The sequence below is a fragment of the Halalkalibacillus halophilus DSM 18494 genome (assembly GCF_000423105.1).
Lineage (GTDB): Bacteria > Bacillota > Bacilli > Bacillales > Alkalibacillaceae > Halalkalibacillus > Halalkalibacillus halophilus.
In genome coordinates, this window is record NZ_KE383978.1 from 59,610 (window position 1) to 82,632 (window position 23,023).

The window sequence follows — 23,023 nt, forward strand, 5'->3', positions numbered from 1 at the left end:
AAATTCGATATTTTTTGATAATATAAAAGGTGCGGGGAAAATGGAGCTTGTCTTCATATGCAAATATGAAAGCGCATACATTATGTAGTGACGTTTTTCTTGCTAGATCTATTTATACTAAGGAGGAGAAGGTATGACGTACAAGTTTCCGAACACAGATGGTGCAGTAGTAAATTTTAAAGAGCGTTATGAAAATTATATTGGTGGGGAGTGGAAGGCTCCTGTTAATGGTAATTATTTTGATAATGTAACTCCTGTTACTGGTAAAAAGTTTTGTGACATTCCTGCCTCAACGAAAGAAGATATTGAATTAGCTATAGACGCAGCACATGGTGCAAAAGAAGCGTGGGGGAAAACTTCTCCAGCTGAACGTGCAAATATTTTAAATAAAATTGCTGATCGAATTGAAAATAACTTAGAGATGTTAGCAGTTGCTGAGACTTGGGATAATGGTAAAGCTGTGCGTGAAACATTGAATGCGGATTTACCGCTAGCAGTAGATCACTTCCGTTATTTTGCTGGAGCGATTCGTGCGCAAGAAGGTTCTTTAGGGGAAATTAACAATGACACGGTAGCGTATCATTTTAACGAACCAATTGGTGTGGTTGGCCAAATTATTCCGTGGAACTTCCCAATATTAATGGCGACGTGGAAATTGGCGCCAGCCTTGGCAGCGGGAAATTGTGTGGTATTGAAGCCAGCTGAACAGACTCCAGCATCAATACTTTTATTGATGGAACTAATCGAGGATTTGTTGCCAGCAGGTGTGCTTAACATCGTCAACGGCTTTGGGTTAGAAGCAGGAAAGCCGCTCGCATCGAATCCACGAATCGGTAAGATCGCCTTTACTGGTGAAACGACGACCGGGCGTATGATCATGCAGTATGCTTCTCAAAACATTATTCCAGTGACGTTAGAATTAGGCGGTAAATCGCCGAATATTTTCTTCAAAGACGTCATGGACGAAGATGATGACTTTTTAGATAAGGCGATCGAAGGATTTGTTATGTTTGCATTGAATCAAGGGGAAGTTTGTACATGCCCATCTCGCGCTTTAGTACATGAAGATATTTACGATGAATTTATGGAGCGTGCATTGAAACGAGTTGAAGAAATTGCGACAGGAAATCCGTTAGATCCAAACACAATGATGGGTGCTCAAGCATCAAGTGAGCAGTTGGAAAAGATCCTTTCATATCTGGATGTAGGTAAGCAAGAAGGTGCCGATTGCTTAACTGGTGGTGCACAAAACAAAAAGGACGGCGATTTCGCAGACGGGTATTATGTCCAGCCAACAGTATTCAAAGGTCATAACAAAATGCGCATATTCCAAGAAGAAATCTTCGGTCCCGTATTAGCAGTTACTACTTTCAAGACAGATGAAGAAGCGCTTGAGATTGCTAATGATACACTTTACGGCTTAGGTGCTGGTGTTTGGTCACGTAATATTAATACCGCGTACCGTTTCGGACGTGCGATTGAAGCAGGTCGTGTCTGGACAAACTGCTACCATGACTACCCTGCCCATGCAGCTTTTGGTGGGTACAAAATGTCAGGTATCGGACGTGAAAACCATAAGATGATGCTTGGTCACTACCAACGTACGAAAAACTTATTGGTTAGTTACAGCCCGCAGAAATTAGGATTTTTCTAGAATCAAAATATGTACAGAAAGGTATGATGTGTGATGGTAGAACGCGTCACAGCGACGGATGCAACCTTGGAGTTGATTGAAAAACTAAAAGAAAAGCATGGTCCAGTAATGTTTCATCAGTCAGGTGGTTGCTGTGATGGCAGCTCACCGATGTGTTATCCAGATGGTGATTTAATGATTGGCGACCAAGATATTTATATGGGCGAGATCGGTGGAGCACCATTTTATATGCATACAAACCAATATGAATACTGGAAGCACATGCAACTGATTATAGATGTGGTCGATGGAAGAGGTGGAATGTTTTCTTTAGAAGGAGTAGAAGGAAAACGATTTTTAACACGATCACGTGCGTTTACGGATGAGGAATTTAGAGAGCTTCAGGCGGCAGATTAATAAAAAGGAACTTCGCTAAGTTGATAGGCGAAGTTCCTTTTTAATTAGTAATTACCAAATAAATCAGAGATTGATTTTTCCTTGGTCGTATCAATATGACTATAAGTAGATCGCCTAATAATCTGTAAAGCGGCATCGTTATCGTCCGAATGTTCAGATGCCATACAGTCTTTAGGAACCCACATTTTATAATCTCGCATATAGGCATCATTAGCGGTGAATAAAATGCAAATGTCACCAGCTACCCCTGTTAGAACGAGGTTATCGATGTTTAACTGTCGTAACAAGATGTCTAGTTGTGTTCCAAAAAAACCGGAATGTTTAGGCTTGATAATAAAATAATCATCGCCATCTGGACGAAGTGCTTCTACGGTTTCTTTGCCCCGACCTTCTAAACAGTGCTCAATCAAGTCATCTTTGTCCTCTTGCCATAACCCGAAATTATCATTTACATAAATAATCGGGAGTCCTTGTTCGTTCGCTTGTTTTTTTAAATCTAGAATAGGTTCAACAATCGGTTTCGTGTGGTAAAGAAGATCGTCTCCTCCTTCGAAATCCATCGAATTTAACATGTCGATAATTAATAATGCGGTGTTTTTACTCATATTTTATCACCCTTTAAATCTGTCTGGTCCAGGTGCTATTTCGCGTTTATGCTTCGTGCTATCATATAGTTCTTTTACACGTTTTTCGTCTTTTTCACCAATCGATTCTCCTCGTATATATGCATCGATTTTGTCATAGGAGACTCCTAATTCGTCCTCGTCTGTTTGTCCTTCCCAAAGCTCAGCACTAGGTGGTTTGCTGATAACCTGTTCCGTTACTCCTAAAGCTTCAGCCATGTCTCGGACCTCTTGCTTGCTTAAGTTCAGAAGCGGCATCAAGTCTGCACCACCGTCACCATATTTTGTGAAGTACCCAGTATAGGTCTCAGGTGCATTCCCTGTACCGATTACAAGATACTCATAGTTTTGTGCAACAGCGTACATCGTACTCATGCGAAGTCGCGCCTGGAAATTTGCTTTTACCATGCGGTCGTTATCCTCATTCCATTCATTTGAAACTTTTTCTTGCATAGCTTTCACTGCTGTATGGAAAGTATCTGTTAGTTCAATTCCAACGTAACGGATGCCAGAGTTCTCAGCTACTGCAACTGCATCTGTTTGATCTTCCACACGTTGATTGATTGGTAAAATCACCCCGAAAGAATGATCGGGAAAAGCTCGTTTGATTAAATAAGCAACAACAGCAGAGTCTATGCCTCCACTTATACCTACAAGGGCGCCTTTTGCACCAGCATCATTTACTTGGTCTCTAATCCAATCTACTAAGTACTCTATATGTTTTTCCACAACTACATTCCTCCTGAATTACTTTCTACTTGTATACTTTCCTTCCTTTTTAAGAAAATAAACCTTTCTAGTCAGTTTATTTGATTTTTCAGCGCCAATAATGAATAATGTGAGTGGATAAAAAAGTACGGTTTATTATTACTTTAGGGGGATCATTATGAAAGTAGAAATTTATTCGGATGTAGTTTGTCCATTTTGTTATATTGGAAAGAAACGTTTTGAGCAAGCTTTAGAGAAGTTTGCAGATAAGGAAAGTGTTGAAAGTACTTTTCGTAGTTTTCAATTAGACCCAGATGCTGCTCCAGCGCCCGGGGAGGACATTCATGCGATGTTGGCAAAAAAGTACGATGTCCCTTATGAAAAAGGACAAGAAATGAACCGTCAAATGGCTGAGCAAGGAAAAGAAGTAGGCGTCGAAATGAATTTCGATCAGGTTAAACCTGCAAACACGGAAGATGCACACCGCTTAAGCCAATATGCTGAAAAAGAAGGTAAGATGGATGCTTTGATGGAAAGGTTAATGCAAGCTTACTTTAAAGAAGGTAAGGATGTAGGAGATCATGAAGTTTTAGCAGATTGTGCAGCGGATGTAGGAATGAACCGAGAAGCTGCTTTGGAAGTGTTAAAGCGAGAAGATTATAGGGATGCGGTTGTTCATCAACAACAAACGGCCCGTCAAATTGGAGTAACTGGTGTACCGTTTTTCGTGTTTAATGGTAAATATGCCGTTTCTGGCGCGCAAGCAAGTGAAACTTTTTTAGAGATTTTGGAAAAAGTACACGAGGAAGAAAAAGCTGAAAATCAATTAGAAATGATCAATACAGGAGCGAAAACGGAGTATTGTGAAGGCGATGATTGTGGCGACAAATAAATAATTTATTGAGAATCGGTAGTCACATTGTGGCTGCCGATTTTTTTCGGGGAATAACTACGGTAATGAATTCAATCGCTCGTAAGGAAGTCCAATCAACCGTTAGCAAGCTCCAATCACCTGTCAGGAAGCCCAATCAACCGTTAGCAGGCTCCAATCGCCCGTCAGGAAGCCCAATCGCTCGTTAGCAGGCTCCAATCGCCCGTCAGGAAGCCCAATCGCCCGTCAGCAGGCTCCAATCGCCCGTCAGGAAGCCCAATCGCCCGTCAGCAGGCTCCAATCGCTCGTTAGGAAATCCAATCAGGATCCAAAAGGCCAATCAGTCGTGAGAACGATCAAATCAGGATTCAAAGTGTCCATCTAATTGACCACGTACCCCCAATCTATGGGTTGCTACTGTGACCCTTATGTACGTATGTTTTAAGAAAACAATTCCAATGTTTTTCTTCTTCTCCCTCTAGATAAATTATTTTCTTCTTTCATGTAGCTGCTGGTGGAGTGTGCGAACCTGTTCTGCAAGTTCTGGTACAGGTCCATCTACTACAGCATCACGGATTACTTCTTGGATGGGAAGATTCCGAACACGTGACGGGGGCAATCCCAGGTCACTCATCCATTGTATAAGTTGTTCAGACGAACTAGCATAGACAATCCGACCTAAACCAACCCACCCGTGAGCCGCAGCACACATCGGGCAATGTTCGCCTGAGGTATACACCGTTGCTATACTGCGCTCATCGGGACTCATATTCTTAGCTGCCCACCGCGCAATAGAAAATTCCGGATGTTGAGTATGATCTCCACCTGCCACGTGGTTATGATCCTCGAAAAGCACTTTTCCATCAGCCGCAACAAGGACTGAACCAAACGGATCGTCACCTTTTTCAAGGGCTGTTTTCGCTAGCTCCACACAACGCTCTAACTGCCTTAAATCGAACGTACTTATCATCTTAAATCCCCTCTTTTCCCACAAATGTATAGGCTACTCATATTATTATATATTAACCCACATACCTGATTGCAATCTAAATGAACAAAAAAAATAAACGAAAGAAATAGCTTATTACAAGTGTTGAGCCACCTATTTACATAAGTCCGCAATCAGTATTCAAAGTGTCCAATCAGTCGTCAGCCCGCTCCAATCAGGATTCAAAGTGTCCAATCAGTCGTCAGCCCGCTCCAATCAGTATTCAAAGTGTCCAATCAGTCGTCAGCCCGCTCCAATCAGGATTCAAAGTGTCCAATCAGTCGTCAGCCCGCTCCAATCAGTATTCAAAGTGTCCAATCAGTCGCCAGCCCGCTCCAATCAGTATTCAAAGTGTCCAATCAGTCGTCAGCCCGCTCCAATCAGGATTCAGAGTGTCCAATCAGTCGTCAGCCCGCTCCAATCAGGATTCAAAGTGTCCAATCAGTCGTTAGCACACTCCAATCAGGATTCAATCCAAAAAAGCTCATATATAATTCTCCTATTTTATAATCCTGTTTCTAAAAGCCTCTTTGCAATTACATGATACCCTTGTTTGTTTGGATGTATGCTTTTGAAGGCGAGCAGCTTCCGGTGGTGAGCTCTGAATTCATCATAGACATGGACGTAGCGAACTACTTGGTCTTCAAAGCTGTATAAAGTATGGTTCCAACGGTGAATCCAATAGTCACTATACGTTAATTCTGGGTATGGATTGTAGAGACCAACTAAGCGAATTTGATAAGGTATCGTAGACCCAGCTTTTAATTGATGGATGGTATCGAGAATTCTAAAAATGTTTTCTTCGAATTGAAAGGAAGCGTATTCGAAATACATTGGGTTACCTGTTCGCATAAGCAGGCGATTTGCACGTAGTAAATCGTTGCTTCCGGTCGTGATTGTGAACAGGTTTCCATAGGTAAGCCGTTCTTGGACATAAGGGTCTTGCATCAAATCGACTAAGTCTTCACTTAGCAATCTTTTTCTTGCGAAGACTTCTGTACGAACAGGTATTTTCCATTCGTGAGAGAGATCTGACGCATACTTCTGTACAAATCCCTTCGTGAACTTACTTCCAACACCTACAGTTAATGAATCACCTAGTGCTTTATAGATAATTTCTCTCATAAAAATACCCATCCTTTCTCTCGCCCTCTTTTATAAATATGAAAAAGGGGAGAGATTCGAATGGGTGTATATCTTATTTACTTATTAATAGAAAACTGGGAAGAGAAAACGCCATAAGTTTCCGTATGGGAATCTGTGTCTTCTAAAGCGTCTGAATCTTCTAGGGTATCTTCCGGGGCCGTATCCATAAGAGCCATGACCACCAGGGCCACCCCATCCACCCCATTGCCCCCACTGACGGGAGTCCTCTTGTTCTTGGCGATCGTGATCACCATAAGGGATGAGGATCGTTACTCCATCATCAGAAATCTCATCGATGATTCCTTCGACTAATTGGCCATCATTTAAATGTAGTTGCACAAAATGTAATTGATGTTCACGACACAAATCTTGCATCTGCTTCTTGTGTTTCTTTGGATCCATTTGTTGTGGTGACTCCATGTTTGGATGCTGGTTGTTTGGCATCATGTTCATCGGATGCTGGTTATTCGGCATCATATTCATGGGGTGTTGGTTACTTGGCATCATGTTCATCGGGTGTTGGTTGTTTGGCATCATATTCATCGGATGCTGATTGTTCGGCATCATGTTCGCAGGGTGTTGATTATTTGGCATCATATTTGACGGTTGTTGATTGTTACTCAATGTAATCCACCTTCCTTTCATCCTCATCCTTAAGATATTCACAATTAATGAATTCGTGACAAATGCGTAGAAAGATATGGAGAGAAAATTCGTGATATACTTATCAGCGATATGCTTGGAGGTGTAAGTGTGGAAGCTCAAAAGAATTCAAATGATGTCATAGTGAAACATACTCCGTTTTATTATGGTTGGGTAATTGTTATTATGGCGGCATTAGGGGTCTTTTTCTCGGGACCAGGTCAAACGTATTCGGTTTCTATTTTTATTGATGCATACATCACGGAATTTGGTTGGAGTCAATCGCTTGTTTCATCTATGTACTCTGGGGCAACATTATTATCTGGTTGCTTGATGATTTTACTTGGAAAAATGATTGATCGACGGGGACAAAAGGCGATGTCGATTGTTGCTGGGGTTATGTTAACGATCGCTTGTTTATTTAATAGCTTTATTTTAGGACCGATTATGTTGTTTATTGGTTTCTTTCTTATTCGTATGTTTGGACAAGGATTAATGGAGATGGTTCCAAATACGCTTGTTCCGCAATGGTTTGTTAGAAAAAGAGGGAAGGCGATGGCGTTTATGGAGATCGGAGGATTTCTTAGTGCGGCTGCATTACCTCCGTTAAACGTCTGGCTCATTGCTTCATTTGGTTGGAGCGGGGCATGGCAAGTTTGGGCAGCGATTCTGTGTTTATTTTATATTCCACTCATTATTCTTTTTGTGAAAAATAAACCTGAAGAATATGGTTTGGCACCGGATGGACCGATTGAAAAAAAGTATAAAGAATTCTCTGAGGAAATAAACAGTGAGATCAATAAAGTAAGTTGGCCGCTCCATCAAGCGATTCGAACATGGAGCTTTTGGGGCGTTCTATTTTGTATTGCGGTTCCGGCAATGGTTAATACTGGCCTGACTTTTCATATGGTCTCTATCCTTGGAGAAGAAGGGATATCAAGAGGAGAAGCGTCATTCGTACTCAGTATGATGGCCTTGGTTGCTTTTCCACTCTCGTTCATTGCAGGGTTTGTGTTGGACCGTTTCGCTTTACATAAAGTTTTTGCACTAACGTTAATCATTGAAACAACTGCTTTAATCGTACTTCTCTTTGCTGATTCATTTGCTTCGGCATTAGTATTCGGGTTTTTGCGTGGAGTGGGTGCAGGTTTTGGAACGATTTGTTTAGGGTTAATTATACCGAATTTTTTCGGGACGGGTTATTTAGGAAGTTTAAAAGGAGTAGGGGTAACTTCAACAGTAATTGCTTCTTCATTAGGTCCGTTACCATTCGGTCTTGCCTATGATTGGTTTGGTGGATACACTGAAATTCTTATTGCCATGCTAGTGTTTCCTTTACTTGCGATCTTCGTTGCGTGGTTTAATAAAGGTCCAGATGATACGAAGTTAGTTCGATAAAAATTAGGTATATTTTCTCATTTTGTCGTTTTTGTGACAAAATCCGTTAGTTACTCTATTTGTTTAGGGTAATGTACTTACAAGATATTAAAAAGGAGGATGACAGACATGGTAGACGAAAGAAAAGAAGAAGAAAGAATCGAACGTCGTGAAGAACCAGATCGCACAGGTTCCACGGCAATCAAATCGATTACCGCTATTATTATTGTTGTATTAATTATTTTCTTCTTTATTTACTTTGTATTCCCATTATTTACTGGAGACGGTGATGATGGAAATGGTGAAGATGTAGATATTGAATTAGATGTAGATGATGGCGAAGATGGCGGAGATGGTAACGGCGGTGATGCTAGCGGCGACAACGGTGGAGACACTGGAGGCGACGAAGGTGGAGACGCAGAAGAAGAAACAGATGACAGTGGCGATGAAGGCGACGACGGTGAAGACACCGACGAAGAGTCTTAAAGTCATACAAAAATTATAGAAAATCAGATTAGTTCTGGTAAGAGGGTGATTCTAAATACGTTTTAGGTCACCCTTTTTTATGAAATTTATGACTAAAAAGTATTTTAAGTAACATGCTAGAAACATATGACAAAGACAGGAGAGAGAAAATTGTGCGTAAAACCAATTTAATTGATTGGCCGACGTTTATTGCCTCGTTCATTCTATTGTTGGCGGTAGTAATTCCGCTAGTACTATTTCCAGACGCGGGAGCTGAAATAGTTGGCATTGTTAATGAATTTGTATCTAGTAGGTTTAAGTTTTTATACTTATTAATGGGACTTGGTGTGTTTTTCTTTTTAATTTTTGTAGCATTTAGTCAAAATGGTCATGTGAAGCTTGGTGAAGATGATAAACCTGAATTTAGCACGTTATCTTGGGCCGGAATGCTTTTTAGTGCGGGTATTGGCTCTAGTATCCTGTACTGGGCTACGATCGAGTGGGCCTATTACTACCAGGGTCCTCCATTTGGATTAGACCCAAGTGAGCAGCAGCTAGAAACGATTCAATGGGCTTCCACGTATGGAATTTTTCACTGGGGACCAATAGCGTGGGCGATTTATTGTTTACCTGCGATCCCTATGGCTTATTTCTTTTATGTACGAAAGACGCCGGTAATTAAAGTGTCTGAAACAGTTCGACCAGTAATCGGAGGATGGGCGGATACGTTTGTTGGGAAAATCATAGACGTTCTATTCATCTTCGGCTTATTAGGCGGGGCTGGAACTACATTAGCTTTAGGAACCCCGTTAATCGCAAGTGGTATTTCTGAACTCACAGGTTTAGAGGACACCATGACCATGCGGACGATTATCTTGCTTTTAGTAACAGCAATTTTCGGAATCAGTTCGTATGTTGGATTAAAAGAGGGGATTAAGCGATTAAGCGATATAAATTTAAGTTTGGCGCTATTCTTACTAGCATTCATTTTAATACTCGGACCAACACAATTCATAGTCGATACCACGACGAATAGTATCGGGTTGATTTTAGATAACTTCTTCCGAATGAGCACCTGGACGGAGCCATTTGCGAATTTGGGTGAATTTGAAGCAACAGGTTTTCCGGAAAGTTGGACCGTGTTCTACTGGGCTTGGTGGTTAGTATACGCACCATTTGTAGGTCTGTTTATAGCCAGAATTTCCCGTGGTAGAACTATCCGCCAAATGATATTTGGAACGATGGTATATGGTTCGATTGGTTGTTTGTTGTTCTTTGGAATCATGGGGAACTTTGGATTGTATTTGCAAATGTCAGGTGGCTTTGATGTCATTAATGTATTAAATGAACAGGGTGCACCTGCTGCGATTATTTCCATTATTAATCAGCTACCACTCGCAAAAGTAATGGTTTCTATTTTTGTAATCTTAGCTGTTATTTTCTTAGCAACAACGTTTGACTCCAGTTCCTTTATCTTAGCTTCTGTAACACAGAAAAAGCTAGAAAATGAAGAACCATTGCGTTGGAACCGACTATTCTGGGCATTTACGCTATGTTTAATGCCACTAACGTTAATGTTCTTAGGTGGATTGGACACGTTACAAACCGCGAGTATTGTAGGTGGTTTCCCGCTGATCTTCATTATGTTCCTGCTCGGATGGGCCTTTATGAAAGCCTCAACGGGTGACATTAAAGATGATGACCAGTATAAATCGAAAACAATTGTGGTTGATTATAAAGGTGTAAGAGAGCGTATGCGAGCGAGACGTTTACGGAAGAAACAAGAGCGTGAAGAGAAGAAGCAAAACCGTAGATCACTGAAGGATGACCAGCAGGATAAGGAGTAAAGATAAAAGGAGCTGCCTACAAAGGTAGCTCCTTTTCCTATTCTATTATAGCATAAAAATTCAGATAATTTTAGACTGCATTTTCCTAAAAAACCCATTTATACTTAAGTAGGAAACTACATTGGAGGGATTTATATGTTAGGTGTAAACAAAGGAACGGTTGTTTTAATGGAACAACAGGAAGCGTATCCAGCTTTATTTCAAGCAGAAAAAGAGCTTTTAGGTGAGATATTTGGAAATCAAGTCGTGGCAATCGAACATATTGGTAGTACGGCCATTAAAGGAATTCAAGCTAAGCCGATCATTGATATCATGATTGGGGTGGAGGACTTAGATAATGTAGAGAAATTGGATAAAAGGAAAATGGTGGAGAATGATTATTATTTTTTAAAAGTAAAGCTTGAGGGCAAAGTGGTGGCTGCGAAATTTTCCTCTCTTGAACACCTTACAAAAACATATATTCTTCATATCGTTGAACATGGCGGTGACTGGTGGCAGAAGCATCTTTTATTTAGAGATCGCCTAAACGCAGAACCTGCTTTGGCTTTACAGTATGAACAATTAAAGCTCCGTTTAGCTGAGCAATATCCTACTGACGAGGCTGCTTATACGGATGGAAAAGAGGCGTTTGTGAATCAAGTTGTTCAAAAAAAAATTTAGCGTTTCAAGAACTACAATTTTAGGGAACTGGTTTATAAGAGAGGTGAGGTGATGGGGAGAATATTTTCTAATATGTACGATGTAATGATGCGGCCGGTCGAAAAGTATTCATTTGCGAAAATGCGAAAAGAACTGCTAAAAGGTGCTTGTGGGAAGGTATTAGAAATTGGTTCTGGCACCGGAGTGAATTTTCCTCATTATCCATCTGGCGTTTCCATTACTGCTTTGGAACCAGATAACCAGATGATCAAATACGCATTCAAACGTGCTGAAAAGGTAAAGGCAGAGGTTGTCATGGTACACGGGGAGGCGGAAACCCTACCATTTGCAGAAAATAGCTTTGATACCATTGTTAGCACATTGGTGTTTTGTACCATCCCTCGCCCAGAAGAAGCAATGAAAGAAATAAAGCGGGTGTTGAAACCGGGTGGAACGCTATTATTTTTGGAGCATGTAAGAATGGATCATTCCAAAATTGGGCGTACGCAAGATGTCATCAATCCTATATGGAAGCGACTTGCAGCAGGATGCCATTTAAACAGACAAACTGGTAAGCTTTTGGAGCAGTCAGGTTTAGAAATATTAAGTGAAAAAACGCATTACCGGGGCTTGCTCCTCATTCTGAAAGCAAGACTTCCCTAGCCTTTTTTAAAGAAAATCCAAATTATAATAGCGAAAAAAAGTATCCAAAAAATTAAAAAAGCATTGCTAAATAGGAATTCTTGCATAACAATCTCCTTTCGTCGGTTAGAATATATTTATTATCGTTGATTGAAAACAACGTGGCAACCGATTGGCGTAGAATTTTATTTTACAGGCAGGTATGCAGGAAAGAAATATTGAAACTTACTATGAATTAAAAAGAAAGCAGGGAAATCGATGCAGCAAACAGTAGATTTAGGAAATGATATTTCATTAGTCGATTTATACGATTTGAAAATGCCTCAAAGAACTGGATCTTATATTATAGACGCGGATGAACTTACAATTGTTGAAACAAGTGCAAGTCCGTCTATTCCTTATTTGCTTCAAGGACTAGAAGAATTAAATATCGATCCCAAAGATGTGAAGCATTTAATTGTAACGCATATCCACTTAGATCATGCAGGTGGTGCGGGGCTATTTATGGAGCACTGTCCAAACGCCACGGTTTACGTGCATCCACGTGGGAAACGTCATTTAGCGGATCCAAGTAAGCTAATCAAAGGGGCAAAAGTTGTTTACGGTGATAAATTTGATGAGTTGTTTGATCCGATTGTACCAATTGCGGAAGAACGACTAGTCGAAAAAGCAGACGGCGAACAGTTGAACATAGGGAAAGGACGTACGCTTACTTTCCATGACTCTCCAGGTCACGCCAAGCATCATTTTTCGATTCATGATTCTAAGAGTAATGGTTTTTTCACAGGGGATACGATTGGTGTACTATACCCGCACGTAAAAGAGTATGTAGGCGATTTTGTGTTGCCTTCCACCTCTCCAAATCAATTTGATCCAGTGGCAATGCTTTCTTCTTTAGAAAAGATTGAAGAGATCCGTCCCGATCAGATCTTTTTTGGGCACTTTGGCCAATCTAGTAATCCGTTTTCCGTTTATGATCAAATTAGAAATTGGTTACCTATCTTTTTATCCACTACAGAGAAAGTTCTCAAGGAATTTGATGAGGATGAACAAGCGGCGGAGGCTATATCAACCCAATTGATGACACAGGTGAAAAATTATTTGGTAGAAAACGGCGTGCCCCCGGAATCGGATGTGTTTGACTTGCTGATGTTAGATTTAGATGTATGTGCGATGGGATTAGTTGATTATTTCAAAAAACAATAAAAGAGGAGAATTTGCGTGAGTGGTTGGCTTTATAGCCTGTATTTTGTGTTAGTTGGAGTAATTGCGGTTTTTACAGGCGAAATCGTTACATTTATTATGCTGGCATTTATATTTATCGTGCTTTATAACATAAGTACAACGTTAAATAAGATGTACCAGTTGCAAAAGAATAGTCAAGAAGAGAAATAACCGACTGAATTGGTTGGTTATTTTTTTGGGTTTTTGGAATTTGAATTGGTTTGATTGATTTTTACTAATAGGAAACCAGCGATAGAAAAACCGACCCAAACTAAGAAGTAATTCTGCCAGACACTATCATTTTCTGCATAGCGATCCGCCACATACCGGAGTGCAATGATGACGGTAGGGACGAATACCATCCATAATAAATATTTAGATATCTTGGAATTAATCATTGGTTTCACCCCTCCTAAACTAGTCTATCATTTCCTCACAAAAAAAGTATGCAATTTTATTGACGTTCTTCATAAAAACGAATATGATAGACTACGTTGAAAATAATTCCGACTAAGTTTATCAGAAAAGGGAGTGTTAGCTTTGGCTACAAAAGTTCAACCAGTAAATGAAGTTCGTGATCCGATCGAACGCGAAGATACTGGTTTAAATAAACCACAGAATAAATTAATTATTGGTGCCCTAATTGCATCAGCGATTTTAATGGTGCACTTAATGACCTCATACGATGGCGTTCAAGCGTTACTTTTAGTTATTGGTCTATTATTAGGTTATACCTTATTTCATGCGCGATTTGGTTTCACGTCAGCCTTTCGTCGATTCATGTCAGTTGGAAACGGGCAGGCGCTTCGGTCACACATGGTCATGTTGGCAGTAGCGGTAACCTTATTTGCTCCAATTTTAGCATTTGGAATTTCATTTTTCGGAACAGGAGCTTCCGGATACGTAGCACCAATTGGAATTAGCTTATTAGTTGGTGCCTTCATGTTTGGTGTCGGCATGCAACTCGGCGGTGGGTGTGCTTCTGGTACATTATATGCTGTCGGAGGTGGGCGCACCGTAATGTTTGTGACCTTATTATTCTTTATCATTGGGTCGACGGTTGGAGCGTACCATTTACCATTTTGGACAGAAGACTTACCAGCTTATCAACCAGTTTCTTTAGCTGAAACGACTGGCTTTGGATATGGTGGAGCATGGGTAATTTCCATTGCTTTATTCGCTTTAGTTGCGTGGATTACATTAATTGTTGAGAAGAAGAAAAACGCACCGAAAATGGCTCCAGTACCATCTGGAAAAGGTTTTTCAAGAATCTTCCGTGGTTCATGGCCATTATTCGCTGCCGCAATTGTCTTAGCAGTATTAAATGCTTTAACACTAATGACACGTGGTCAACCGTGGGGCGTAACGTCAGCGTTCGCTTTATGGGGATCTAAAGCTGCAGACTTCTTAGGATTTGATGTAGCAAGCTGGGGTTACTGGCAAGGAGAAAGCGCAGCAGCATTAGAGGCATCCATTTTAACAGACTCCACAACCGTACTTAACTTCGGTGTGATCATCGGTGCATTCATTGCATCAGCAGCAGGTGGATTATTTAAATTCACACGCATTCGAGTCGGAAATGTTGCCGCAGCTGTAATCGGCGGTCTATTGATGGGCTATGGTGCACGCTTAGCATTCGGTTGTAACATCGGAGCATACTTCGGAGGAATCGCATCCTTCAGCTTACACGGATACATCTGGGGAATTTTAGCTCTCGGTGGAACCTTCTTAGCTCTGTACTTGCGGCCACTCTTTGGCTTATCCGTACCAAAATCAAAAGATTCATTCTGTTAACAGAAACTATACAAATACCCACAAGCGGGAATGTCGCTTGTGGGTTTATTTATGTATTGGTGAGTTCCAATCAGTCGTTAGGAATTCCAATCAGTTGTTAGCGAGGTTCAATCAGTCGTTAGGGAGTCCAATCAGTTGTTAGCGAGGTTCAATCAGTCGTTAGGAAGCTCAATCGCCCGTCAGCGAGCTCCAATCGCTCGTCAGGAAGGCCAATCGCCCATTAGCGAGCTTCAATCGCTCGTCAGAAAGTCCAATCGCCCGTCAGCAAGCTTCAATCGCTCGTCAGAAAGTTCAATCAGCCGTCAGCACTATCCCCAATCGTCCTTTATTGAACATGTATTTAAGCTTTATAATTCGGCTTAGGAATAGTAAACCAAAATTCGTTTACATTTTCCGAACTGATTACTCCGATCTCACCGTTATGCTTTTCGACTATCTCTTTTGCAATCGCAAGTCCAAGGCCACTACCACCAGATTCTTTCGTCCGTGATTGGTCCATTCGATAAAACCGCTCAAAGATCGATTTCTGTTCATTAGCAGCAATCTCTTCCCCTTGGCTTATAACAGATATTCGATAGTTTTCACCATGTTCCTCGCCTTTAACTTTTACTGCTGAATCTGTTTGGTGATAATGAAGTGCGTTATCAAGCAAATTACTGATTACTTGCTGAATTCCTTCTATGTTCACTTTCAGATTACAGGATTGAATTGACGATTCTAAAGGGATTTTAGCGCTGTCATAGCTCCATTTAAATGTGTCCAAACAATGTTGTATATGTTCGGTGATTTCAGTCCTTTGTTTATCCATATAGTTTTGTACTGCAAAATAATCGAGTTCTTTTAATTGGTCAATTTGTGTAATTAATCGCTTTAACCTAATCGACTCTTGGTAAAGAGAATCATATATTGCCTTATCAGGATCTATGTCACCCGACTTAATTGCATATAAATAACCACTCAAATTAGATACAGGTGTCCGCAGTTCATGTGATAGATCGGATATCATTTTGTCTCTAGTTTGGGTATTCGACTTCAGTTGAGAGATTAAATCGTTATACTGTGAAATTAACTGACCCACTTCATTATTGGAAGAGTAAGCTACTGGCTCTGGATATCCTCCAGATTTTAATTCTTCCGTTGAAATAATCATCGATCTAATTGGTTTAATTAAATTTTTAGTTAGGTAAAAGTGTAAAAAGCTACCGATAAAGATGCTGATTAAGCAGAAGATTAATAAATATTGAAATAGTAGGCTTTCGAATCGAGATTGAGCACTTTGATCCAAGCTGCCAATTGACTCAACTAACAAACAGGCTGTATGATAAATCGCAAAACTACTTAGAATTATGGCGAGAGAGACCATTGTAATGTTTATAAAGGTTAATCGAAATAATAGTCCTTTAAAAAACGGAGTCTTCTGGAACAAATTTATACCCCATTCCTCGAACAGTTTGGATTTTCTGAGTCTGATCTTTATCTCTTATTTTCTCTCTAAGTTTCTTTATATGTGCATCAATGGTTCTATCATATACTGCCGATTCACTATTGGGGTAAAGCTGCTCTATCAATTGGTCTCTAGAGAAAACCGTATTGGGGTTTTGCATAAAATGATAAAGCAAGTTGAATTCATGCTTTGTTAACTGGATTTGTTCTCCACGTAGAGAGACTTCGCCTTTGCGGACTTTTACACAAAGACCATCATAGGTTATTTTTTGGCAGTATCTACCAGTTCTTCGTAAGACTGCTTCGACATGGGCAAGAAGTTCCTCTGGTTCAAATGGTTTTGTTAAATAGTCATCTGCTCCGAGCCGTAATCCATTCACTTTATCGGTTACTTGTGACTTAGCAGAAAGCATAATAATTGATACATCTTCTTGCTCTTGAGTACGTACCCATCCACAGAAATCCTCACCGCTAACTTTTGGCAACATTAAATCTAAGATAACCAAGCATGGATGATGATTTAAAAATAGATCTTTAGCCTCTAAACCATCTACGGCTTCTATTACTTCGAATCCCGCTTTTTCAAGGTAGACTTTAACTAAATTTCGAATCATATTGTCATCTTCCACTACTAGTATGGTTTGCTTCATTCGTAACACCTCTTTACCCCTTCATTATAATAAAAAGTACCAGGCTAATCCATTTTCTCAAACTCTTGTACCATCATTTCATAATTAAGTGGACCAATCATTTTAAATTGAATGACTCCATTTGTATCAACCAAATAAGAGGTTGGAACTGGAGATATTTCATAGAGGTTAGCTACTTCTTCATATTTATCAAGTAATATGGGGAAAGTTAATCCGAAATCATCAACAAAATTAACGACATCTGATCTTGCAGCTTCTGTGCTAGAGAGGTTTACAGCTAATATTTCTACTTCCTCGTCTTCATACACACTCTGCATATCAGGCATTTCCGCGCGACACGGCGGACACCATGTCGCCCAAAAGTTTATCATCACTTTTTGACCACGGTAGTCAGATAATTGAACAATTTCTCCTTCTAGTGTTTCAAGTTCAAAATCAGGAGCTTCACTTCCAAGGTCCAGTCCAACCTCTATGTCATCCGCGTTCACATCTTCTGGTTCTCCACTTACCATATATTCTTCTTCTTCATTGTGCTCTTCTTGAACTGTATCGTTTTGATCGACTGCGAACTCATAAACTGCCCACGCAAACATACTTACTATTAACGTTAAAATGATATATTTTTTCATTTATTATTACCTCCTATTAACCTAAATTAGAAAACCAAGTATCATCAATTAAATTTAAAAGAAAGATGGATATACGTGACATATAGCCAGTAAAGAGTAGTACTCCCATCATAATCATGATGACACCCCCGACTTTCATAATGATTCCGCTATAACGGACAATCCATCTCGTGGATCCAATGAAAAAGGTAAGCACTAAAAAGGGGATGGCAAATCCGATCACATATAACAAAGTGTAAATTGCTCCTTGAGAAGGATTACTTGCAGCGACAACTAATATGGTTGCAAATATAGGCCCAATGCAAGGAGTCCAACCAGCAGCAAAACCCATACCAACAAATACCGAACCTAAATAGCCAGCTGGTTTTTGGGCGAAACGAAATTTCTTTTCTTTCATAAAAGCAGTGATGTTTAACCACCCAGCAACGAATAATCCCATTACAATAATGAAAATACCAGCGATCCGTTGAATAAATAGCCCCGATTCACCAGCTAAAAAGCCTTGGATCCATTGGCCTAAAAAAGACACTCCAATACCAAGACCAATAAAAATAAGTGATACACCAAATAAAAACAGCACAGAATGCAGTAATAATTTTGTTCTGATTTTTGCATCCTTATTCGTTTCTAGCTCTTTTACGCTAACCCCAGTTATATATGAAAGGTACGCTGGGAATAGAGGTAACGTACAAGGTGAAAGAAAGGATAGGACACCAGCACCTAAAGCTAACCAAATTGTTAAATCTGCAACATCAATCATGTGATACCAACTTTCTCGATTGTTTTAAGATTATGAAAATCCCAATAATTAATATGAAACCAACAAACCAAGGTGAAACCATATAAGAAAACAACGTTATGAAAGGCAAAGTAAAAACTAAGTAAAGTTGACCAACTCCCCAAAATGTAATAGTTAGTGCAGAAACTTGATTTAAGGAAAGTAAATTCGTTGATATGGTGTACCCGACTGCCGACAGAACAAGAACTATCAAATAAGGAAAAGTGAAACTATTTTCGTGCCAGATTAGATCAATAAATGTATAGCTCAACGAAGCGAAAAGAGTTATCCCTACCAGTGTATAAACAAATATATGTAGCTGTAGATCTTTCCTCTTTGAATAATATAAGAGGATTAAGCTAGCAATAAAAACTCCAAAATATAAATCCCGAGAGCCGCTTGGATATGCCAATACCGCAATAGGATCATTAAGAAATAAAGAAAGGTTAAACAGTACTTTCCCAGTCCAAATGAGTAGTGTTGTGTTGATAATAAATGTTATTACTTCTTCTACATATTCCTTATTTACATTCATCTTTAAAGGACTTAATCCAATAAAAAGAAGAGTACTTATAAAAAAACTAACAATTAAAGTAGCAACGGAGAGGATCGTAGTCGTAGCTGCCATATGCTCACTTCCTTTAAATAAAACCTTACATACTGATTGTGAAAATTTGATGAAAGAAAATATGTTCTATTTTTTATAACTGAACACTCATTCATACAATAGTTCTATCTATCTTTACCAATACGTTCCAAAATGGTTGTTTATTTATGCGAAAAATTCATTTTGTTAGCGTTTACATAAAATTTTCTTACAAATTGTTGTTGACTTTCTTTGTCAGGTGAGTAGAATAGACTTTAAATTTAAAATAATCAAACAATTTCATGATTTGATTTTAAGAGAGGTGATGTACATGGAAAGTGATATTAGTGATTTTTTATTAAGCAATGAACAGTACAGAAAAATCAGAGGAGGAATAAAATATGAAAAGTTCCATGTACGCCAAACGAATTGTAGTGATGCTCACCCTTTTGAGCCTAGTGGTATTGGCCGCTTGCGGTGGAGATGATGAGGGAGCGGAGGAATCAGATCCGTCTGATTCAGAAGGAGAAGGTACGGAAACATCAGAAGGGGACGGGGACATGCTTGTTGTAGGGCTTGACGATGACCCGCCACTTCTTGATCCACACTTATCGACTGCTCAGGTGGAAAGTCAGATCTTTTTGAGTGTTTATGAAACGGTAGTAACTGTAGATGAAAATCTGGATATTCAACCTGGACTAGCAGAAGATTGGGAGGTTTCAGATGATGGGACTACATATACGTTCTATTTACAAGAAGACGTTACCTTTCATGATGGAACTGAATTCAATGCAGAGGCTCTTGAGTATAACTTCGAGAGAATCCTAGACGAAGAGTTAGGCTCTCCGGCAAGCTCGGATTTAGCATTAATAGATACGATGACGGTTGAAGGTGAGCATACGTTAGTTGTGGAGTTGGAAGAACCTTTTGCTCCATTCTTAGCTGGTTTAACGCACCGTGCAGGGCAAGTTGTTTCCCCTGAAGCTGCTGAAGACGAAGAGGTGGACTTATCGAACCACCCTGTTGGAACAGGGCCATATCAATTTGAAGAAGCGGTGGCGCAGAGCCATATCTCTTTTGAAGCCTATGAGGATTACTGGGGAGAGGCACCTGGGGTAGATCAATTAGAATATCGAACGTTTACAAACGAAGACACGCGTATTACCAACCTGACTTCAGGTGAGCTGGACATTGTTAATCGTGTTGCTTATAAAGATATTGAACAATTAGAAGAGGATCCAGAAATTGAGATGTCTTATGAGGATGGAATTGGTTTCCAAGGAATGATGTTAAACACAAATCGTGCACCATTTGATAATCAAGAAGTTCGCCAAGCGATGAATTATGCAGTGGACCGTGAAGCGATTGCGGAAGTTGTTTTCCACGGAGGGGTAAATCCATCTGTCAGTCCGTTTGCTCCGTCAAGCTGGGCGAACAATCCAGATCTTGAAGTTCCAGAGCGTGATGCGGAAAGAGCACAGGAACTATTGGAGTCTTCTGCTGTAGATGATTTGTCATTTACGTTATCTATTCGTCCTTCACCTGCAGAGCAACAACTTGGTGAAATGCTTCAGTCTATGCTGAATGAAGTAGGGTTTGAAGTGGAGTTAGAACAAGTAGAATTCGGAACGATGCTAGATAATATGTACGAAGAAGACTATGATGTTGCGAGACTTGGTTGGAGTGGTCGTGTCGATCCTGATGGCAATATCTATAGCTGGTTCCATACGGGTGAAACGTATAATTTCACCGGAAGTAACAACGAAGAACTAGATGAATTATTAGTTGAAGCCCGTACATCCACGGATCAAGGTGAGCGTGAAGAGATGTATCACGAAGCAGCTGAAATTTTATGGGATGATGCTCCTTATATCTTCCTTTATCACGAAAATGATTACAAACCGATGAAAGAAAATGTACAAGGATTCAATCATGTTCCAGACGGTTTGATTCGTACAAGTGAATTATATTTTGAATAAATAATAATGAAGGTGCTGTGGACACGGTCTATAGCACCTTCCTTTTCCATAGATAAAGGAGGGGGCATCGTGATTTCATTTTTACTCCGGAGAACCGGATTGATGATTGTTATCTTGTTTTTGGTTAGTGTGATTGTCTTTGCATTAGTAAATGTGCTGCCGGGAGATCCGGCATTGTTAATTTTGGGTCAGGAGGCAACGGATGAATCGCTACGGGCACTTCGAGCAGAAATGGGACTCGATCAACCATTAGTGGTGCAATATTTCGTATGGGTAGGCGACTTGTTGCAAGGAGATTTTGGGCAGTCCTTTCGAAATAACACAGAAGTGTCTTCCTTATTAATTCAAAAAATCCCTGTAACTCTCCAGTTGACGGTTATGTCGTTTGCAGTAGCGATTTTGATTGCGATTCCAGCAGGTATTATTAGTGCTACTCGAAAAGGGACACTATGGGATTCTTCTGCGACTGTTTTTGCTTTATCTGGGGTGTCATTGCCACCGTTCTGGTTAGGGATTCTATTAATCTTTATTTTCGCAGTAACACTTGGGTGGTTTCCACCTTCGGGTTATGTATCTTTAACTGAAAACGTCGGGCTCAGTCTGTGGTACATGCTTCTTCCGGCAGTGGCACTTGGAGTTCGCTTATCTGCTGAATTAACACGGATGCTCCGGTCTAGTTTACTAGAAGTGCTAGAGTCAGATTTTATTCGAACCGGCTATGCAAAAGGACTCCTTGAAAAGTCTGTTGTATTCGGTCATGCACTTCGTAATTCGATCATTCCCGTCATTACAGTGAGTGGACTACAATTTGCGACATTCCTTGGGGGGACAGTAATTACAGAGGAGATCTTCAACATACCTGGTCTTGGTCAATTACTCGTGCAGTCGATTCTTACGAGAGATTTCCCAGTGGTACAAGGGGCTGTCATGTTCATGGCGTTTGCGGTAATTTTTATTAACTTTACAATCGATATTGTTTATTCGATCTTAGATCCGAGAATTAAGCTGACGGGAGGGTCAAACTAATGGCACAAGTAGAAGAAACACACCTCCCGAAAGAAAAAATAGAAAATCCGAGAGTACGCATGTGGAAAATGATGTTTGGTCGATTATTTCAAAACAAACTTGCTGTGTTTGGTGGAGTCGTTACATTTGGATTAATTTTTACGGCCATTTTTGCAGCATGGTTAGCCCCTCACGACCCGACAGAACAAAATTACAGTGCGGTGTTACAAGGACCAAGTCTTGAGTACTGGTTCGGTACGGATAATTTAGGTAGAGATTTATTTAGCCGTGTTATTTACGGGGCGCAAGTTTCCCTTCAAGCTGGTTTGATTTCGGTTGGAATTGCGCTTGCGATCGGGGTGCCGATTGGTTTGATTTCTGGTTATTATCGAGGGTTTTTAGATGAGTATATAATTATGCGTTTAACGGACGCAATGCTTTCGATTCCAGCTTTGGTACTGGCTTTGGCACTAGCAGCTGTACTCGGTGCGGGGCTGACGAATGCCATGATCGCGATTGGATTAGTGCTGACTCCGAACTTCATCCGCCTCATTCGCGGGGAAGTGTTAGCTCATCGTGAAAAGGAATATGTAGAAGCGGGAAAAGCCTCTGGTATTAGCGATTTTAAACTTATTATCAAACATATTTTGCCGAATACGATGGCGCCGATTATGGTACAAGCCACATTAGCTATCGCAGCCGCAATTATTGTGGAAGCATCCTTAAGCTATCTCGGTTTAGGCACCCAGCCACCGGATCCAAGCTGGGGTTCGATGTTAGCTAATGGTCAGGGGTATTTAGATTCTGCCCCGTGGATTGCTTTATTTCCAGGCTTCTTTATATTCTTAACAGTTATTTCAATTAATTTATTTGGAGATGGAATTCGAGACATGCTTGATCCAAAAATGAAATAAGGTAGCTAGAAAGTGGGTGAGAA

25 protein-coding genes are annotated in these 23,023 nt (G+C 40.2%); 14 read left to right on the forward strand and 11 right to left on the reverse strand.

All coding sequences use genetic code 11. The features are described 5' to 3' along the window. Positions 1-133 precede the first annotated feature (133 nt). Positions 134-1,654 carry an aldehyde dehydrogenase gene (gene adh, locus G532_RS0112040; protein WP_027965016.1) on the forward strand — a complete coding sequence of 507 codons (1,521 nt, stop codon included), beginning with the start codon at positions 134-136 and terminating at the stop codon, positions 1,652-1,654. A 33-nt stretch (positions 1,655-1,687) separates the two neighbouring features. After that, positions 1,688-2,050 carry a DUF779 domain-containing protein gene (locus G532_RS0112045; protein ID WP_027965017.1) on the forward strand — a complete coding sequence of 121 codons (363 nt, stop codon included), beginning with the start codon at positions 1,688-1,690 and terminating at the stop codon, positions 2,048-2,050. A gap of 44 nt (positions 2,051-2,094) precedes the next feature. Here the strand turns inward: G532_RS0112045 and G532_RS0112050 are convergent, their stop codons facing one another. Together G532_RS0112050 and nadE are read right to left on the reverse strand one after the other, a co-directional pair. Beyond that, complete coding sequence (locus G532_RS0112050) at positions 2,095-2,655, reverse strand: cysteine hydrolase family protein (protein ID WP_027965018.1); 561 nt, start codon at positions 2,653-2,655, stop codon at positions 2,095-2,097. 6 nt (positions 2,656-2,661) lie between these two features. After that, entirely contained in the window at positions 2,662-3,402 is a 741-nt protein-coding gene (gene nadE, locus G532_RS0112055) for an NAD(+) synthase (protein ID WP_027965019.1), read from the reverse strand. 157 nt (positions 3,403-3,559) lie between these two features. On the opposite strand from nadE, the gene G532_RS0112060 reads away from it, so the two are divergent. Next, the gene (locus G532_RS0112060) at positions 3,560-4,273 is read left to right on the forward strand and encodes a DsbA family oxidoreductase (protein WP_027965020.1); all 714 of its coding nucleotides are present in this window, start codon (positions 3,560-3,562) and stop codon (positions 4,271-4,273) included. Positions 4,274-4,739: 466 nt separating this feature from the next. Here G532_RS0112060 and G532_RS0112065 read toward each other — a convergent pair whose 3' ends face one another. The 3 genes from G532_RS0112065 to G532_RS15675 all read right to left on the reverse strand — a co-directional run bounded on the left by G532_RS0112065 (position 4,740) and on the right by G532_RS15675 (position 7,010). Then, entirely contained in the window at positions 4,740-5,222 is a 483-nt protein-coding gene (locus tag G532_RS0112065) for a nucleoside deaminase (protein WP_027965021.1), read from the reverse strand. A 522-nt stretch (positions 5,223-5,744) separates the two neighbouring features. After that, on the reverse strand, positions 5,745-6,365 hold the full coding sequence (locus tag G532_RS0112070; RefSeq protein WP_169513910.1) for a GDSL-type esterase/lipase family protein: 621 nt from the start codon (positions 6,363-6,365) through the stop codon (positions 5,745-5,747). 84 nt (positions 6,366-6,449) lie between these two features. Then, the gene (locus tag G532_RS15675) at positions 6,450-7,010 is read right to left on the reverse strand and encodes a hypothetical protein (protein ID WP_051189167.1); all 561 of its coding nucleotides are present in this window, start codon (positions 7,008-7,010) and stop codon (positions 6,450-6,452) included. 129 nt (positions 7,011-7,139) lie between these two features. Here G532_RS15675 and G532_RS0112080 point away from each other — a divergent pair, with 129 nt between their 5' ends. From G532_RS0112080 to G532_RS16200, 7 genes are all read left to right on the forward strand, one after another. Next, entirely contained in the window at positions 7,140-8,426 is a 1,287-nt protein-coding gene (locus G532_RS0112080; protein ID WP_035512998.1) for an MFS transporter, read from the forward strand. Between the two features lie 108 nt (positions 8,427-8,534). After that, positions 8,535-8,891, forward strand: coding sequence for a hypothetical protein (locus G532_RS15680; protein ID WP_027965024.1), 357 nt, complete (start codon positions 8,535-8,537; stop codon positions 8,889-8,891). Positions 8,892-9,043: 152 nt separating this feature from the next. After that, positions 9,044-10,717: a BCCT family transporter gene (locus G532_RS0112090; protein WP_035513002.1), complete on the forward strand. Its 1,674-nt coding sequence runs from the start codon at positions 9,044-9,046 to the stop codon at positions 10,715-10,717. A gap of 135 nt (positions 10,718-10,852) precedes the next feature. Further along, the gene (locus G532_RS0112095) at positions 10,853-11,377 is read left to right on the forward strand and encodes a GrpB family protein (protein ID WP_027965026.1); all 525 of its coding nucleotides are present in this window, start codon (positions 10,853-10,855) and stop codon (positions 11,375-11,377) included. Between the two features lie 51 nt (positions 11,378-11,428). Beyond that, on the forward strand, positions 11,429-12,019 hold the full coding sequence (locus G532_RS0112100; protein WP_027965027.1) for a class I SAM-dependent methyltransferase: 591 nt from the start codon (positions 11,429-11,431) through the stop codon (positions 12,017-12,019). A 237-nt stretch (positions 12,020-12,256) separates the two neighbouring features. Beyond that, positions 12,257-13,204, forward strand: a complete 948-nt coding sequence (locus tag G532_RS0112110; RefSeq protein ID WP_027965028.1) for an MBL fold metallo-hydrolase — start codon at positions 12,257-12,259, stop codon at positions 13,202-13,204. Positions 13,205-13,219: 15 nt separating this feature from the next. Beyond that, positions 13,220-13,393: a hypothetical protein gene (locus G532_RS16200; protein WP_169513911.1), complete on the forward strand. Its 174-nt coding sequence runs from the start codon at positions 13,220-13,222 to the stop codon at positions 13,391-13,393. A gap of 17 nt (positions 13,394-13,410) precedes the next feature. Here G532_RS16200 and G532_RS0112120 read toward each other — a convergent pair whose 3' ends face one another. Beyond that, positions 13,411-13,620: a hypothetical protein gene (locus G532_RS0112120; RefSeq protein WP_027965029.1), complete on the reverse strand. Its 210-nt coding sequence runs from the start codon at positions 13,618-13,620 to the stop codon at positions 13,411-13,413. A gap of 142 nt (positions 13,621-13,762) precedes the next feature. Here G532_RS0112120 and G532_RS0112125 point away from each other — a divergent pair, with 142 nt between their 5' ends. Continuing rightward, positions 13,763-15,016, forward strand: a complete 1,254-nt coding sequence (locus tag G532_RS0112125; RefSeq protein WP_027965030.1) for a YeeE/YedE family protein — start codon at positions 13,763-13,765, stop codon at positions 15,014-15,016. Between the two features lie 340 nt (positions 15,017-15,356). Here the strand turns inward: G532_RS0112125 and G532_RS0112130 are convergent, their stop codons facing one another. The 5 genes from G532_RS0112130 to G532_RS15285 are packed head-to-tail and all read right to left on the reverse strand — an operon-like array spanning position 15,357 to position 19,144. After that, entirely contained in the window at positions 15,357-16,442 is a 1,086-nt protein-coding gene (locus G532_RS0112130) for a sensor histidine kinase (protein WP_027965031.1), read from the reverse strand. Further along, positions 16,417-17,109 (reverse strand): response regulator transcription factor, encoded by a 693-nt coding sequence (locus tag G532_RS0112135; RefSeq protein ID WP_027965032.1) that lies wholly within the window; start codon positions 17,107-17,109, stop codon positions 16,417-16,419. Before G532_RS0112135 ends, G532_RS0112130 begins: the two co-directional genes overlap by 26 nt. A gap of 44 nt (positions 17,110-17,153) precedes the next feature. Next, positions 17,154-17,738 (reverse strand): redoxin domain-containing protein, encoded by a 585-nt coding sequence (locus G532_RS0112140; protein WP_027965033.1) that lies wholly within the window; start codon positions 17,736-17,738, stop codon positions 17,154-17,156. 16 nt (positions 17,739-17,754) lie between these two features. Continuing rightward, entirely contained in the window at positions 17,755-18,498 is a 744-nt protein-coding gene (locus tag G532_RS0112145; RefSeq protein WP_027965034.1) for a cytochrome c biogenesis CcdA family protein, read from the reverse strand. Next, positions 18,491-19,144 (reverse strand): hypothetical protein, encoded by a 654-nt coding sequence (locus G532_RS15285; RefSeq protein WP_035513006.1) that lies wholly within the window; start codon positions 19,142-19,144, stop codon positions 18,491-18,493. Before G532_RS15285 ends, G532_RS0112145 begins: the two co-directional genes overlap by 8 nt. Before the next feature lie 359 nt (positions 19,145-19,503). Here G532_RS15285 and G532_RS0112155 point away from each other — a divergent pair, with 359 nt between their 5' ends. The 3 genes from G532_RS0112155 to G532_RS0112165 all read left to right on the forward strand — a co-directional run bounded on the left by G532_RS0112155 (position 19,504) and on the right by G532_RS0112165 (position 23,000). Then, positions 19,504-21,081, forward strand: coding sequence for an ABC transporter substrate-binding protein (locus tag G532_RS0112155; protein WP_027965035.1), 1,578 nt, complete (start codon positions 19,504-19,506; stop codon positions 21,079-21,081). A 69-nt stretch (positions 21,082-21,150) separates the two neighbouring features. Next, a complete protein-coding gene (locus G532_RS0112160; protein ID WP_027965036.1) occupies positions 21,151-22,107 on the forward strand; it encodes an ABC transporter permease in 957 nt (318 codons plus the stop codon). Beyond that, entirely contained in the window at positions 22,107-23,000 is an 894-nt protein-coding gene (locus G532_RS0112165) for an ABC transporter permease (RefSeq protein WP_084500752.1), read from the forward strand. Before G532_RS0112160 ends, G532_RS0112165 begins: the two co-directional genes overlap by 1 nt. Positions 23,001-23,023 lie beyond the last annotated feature (23 nt).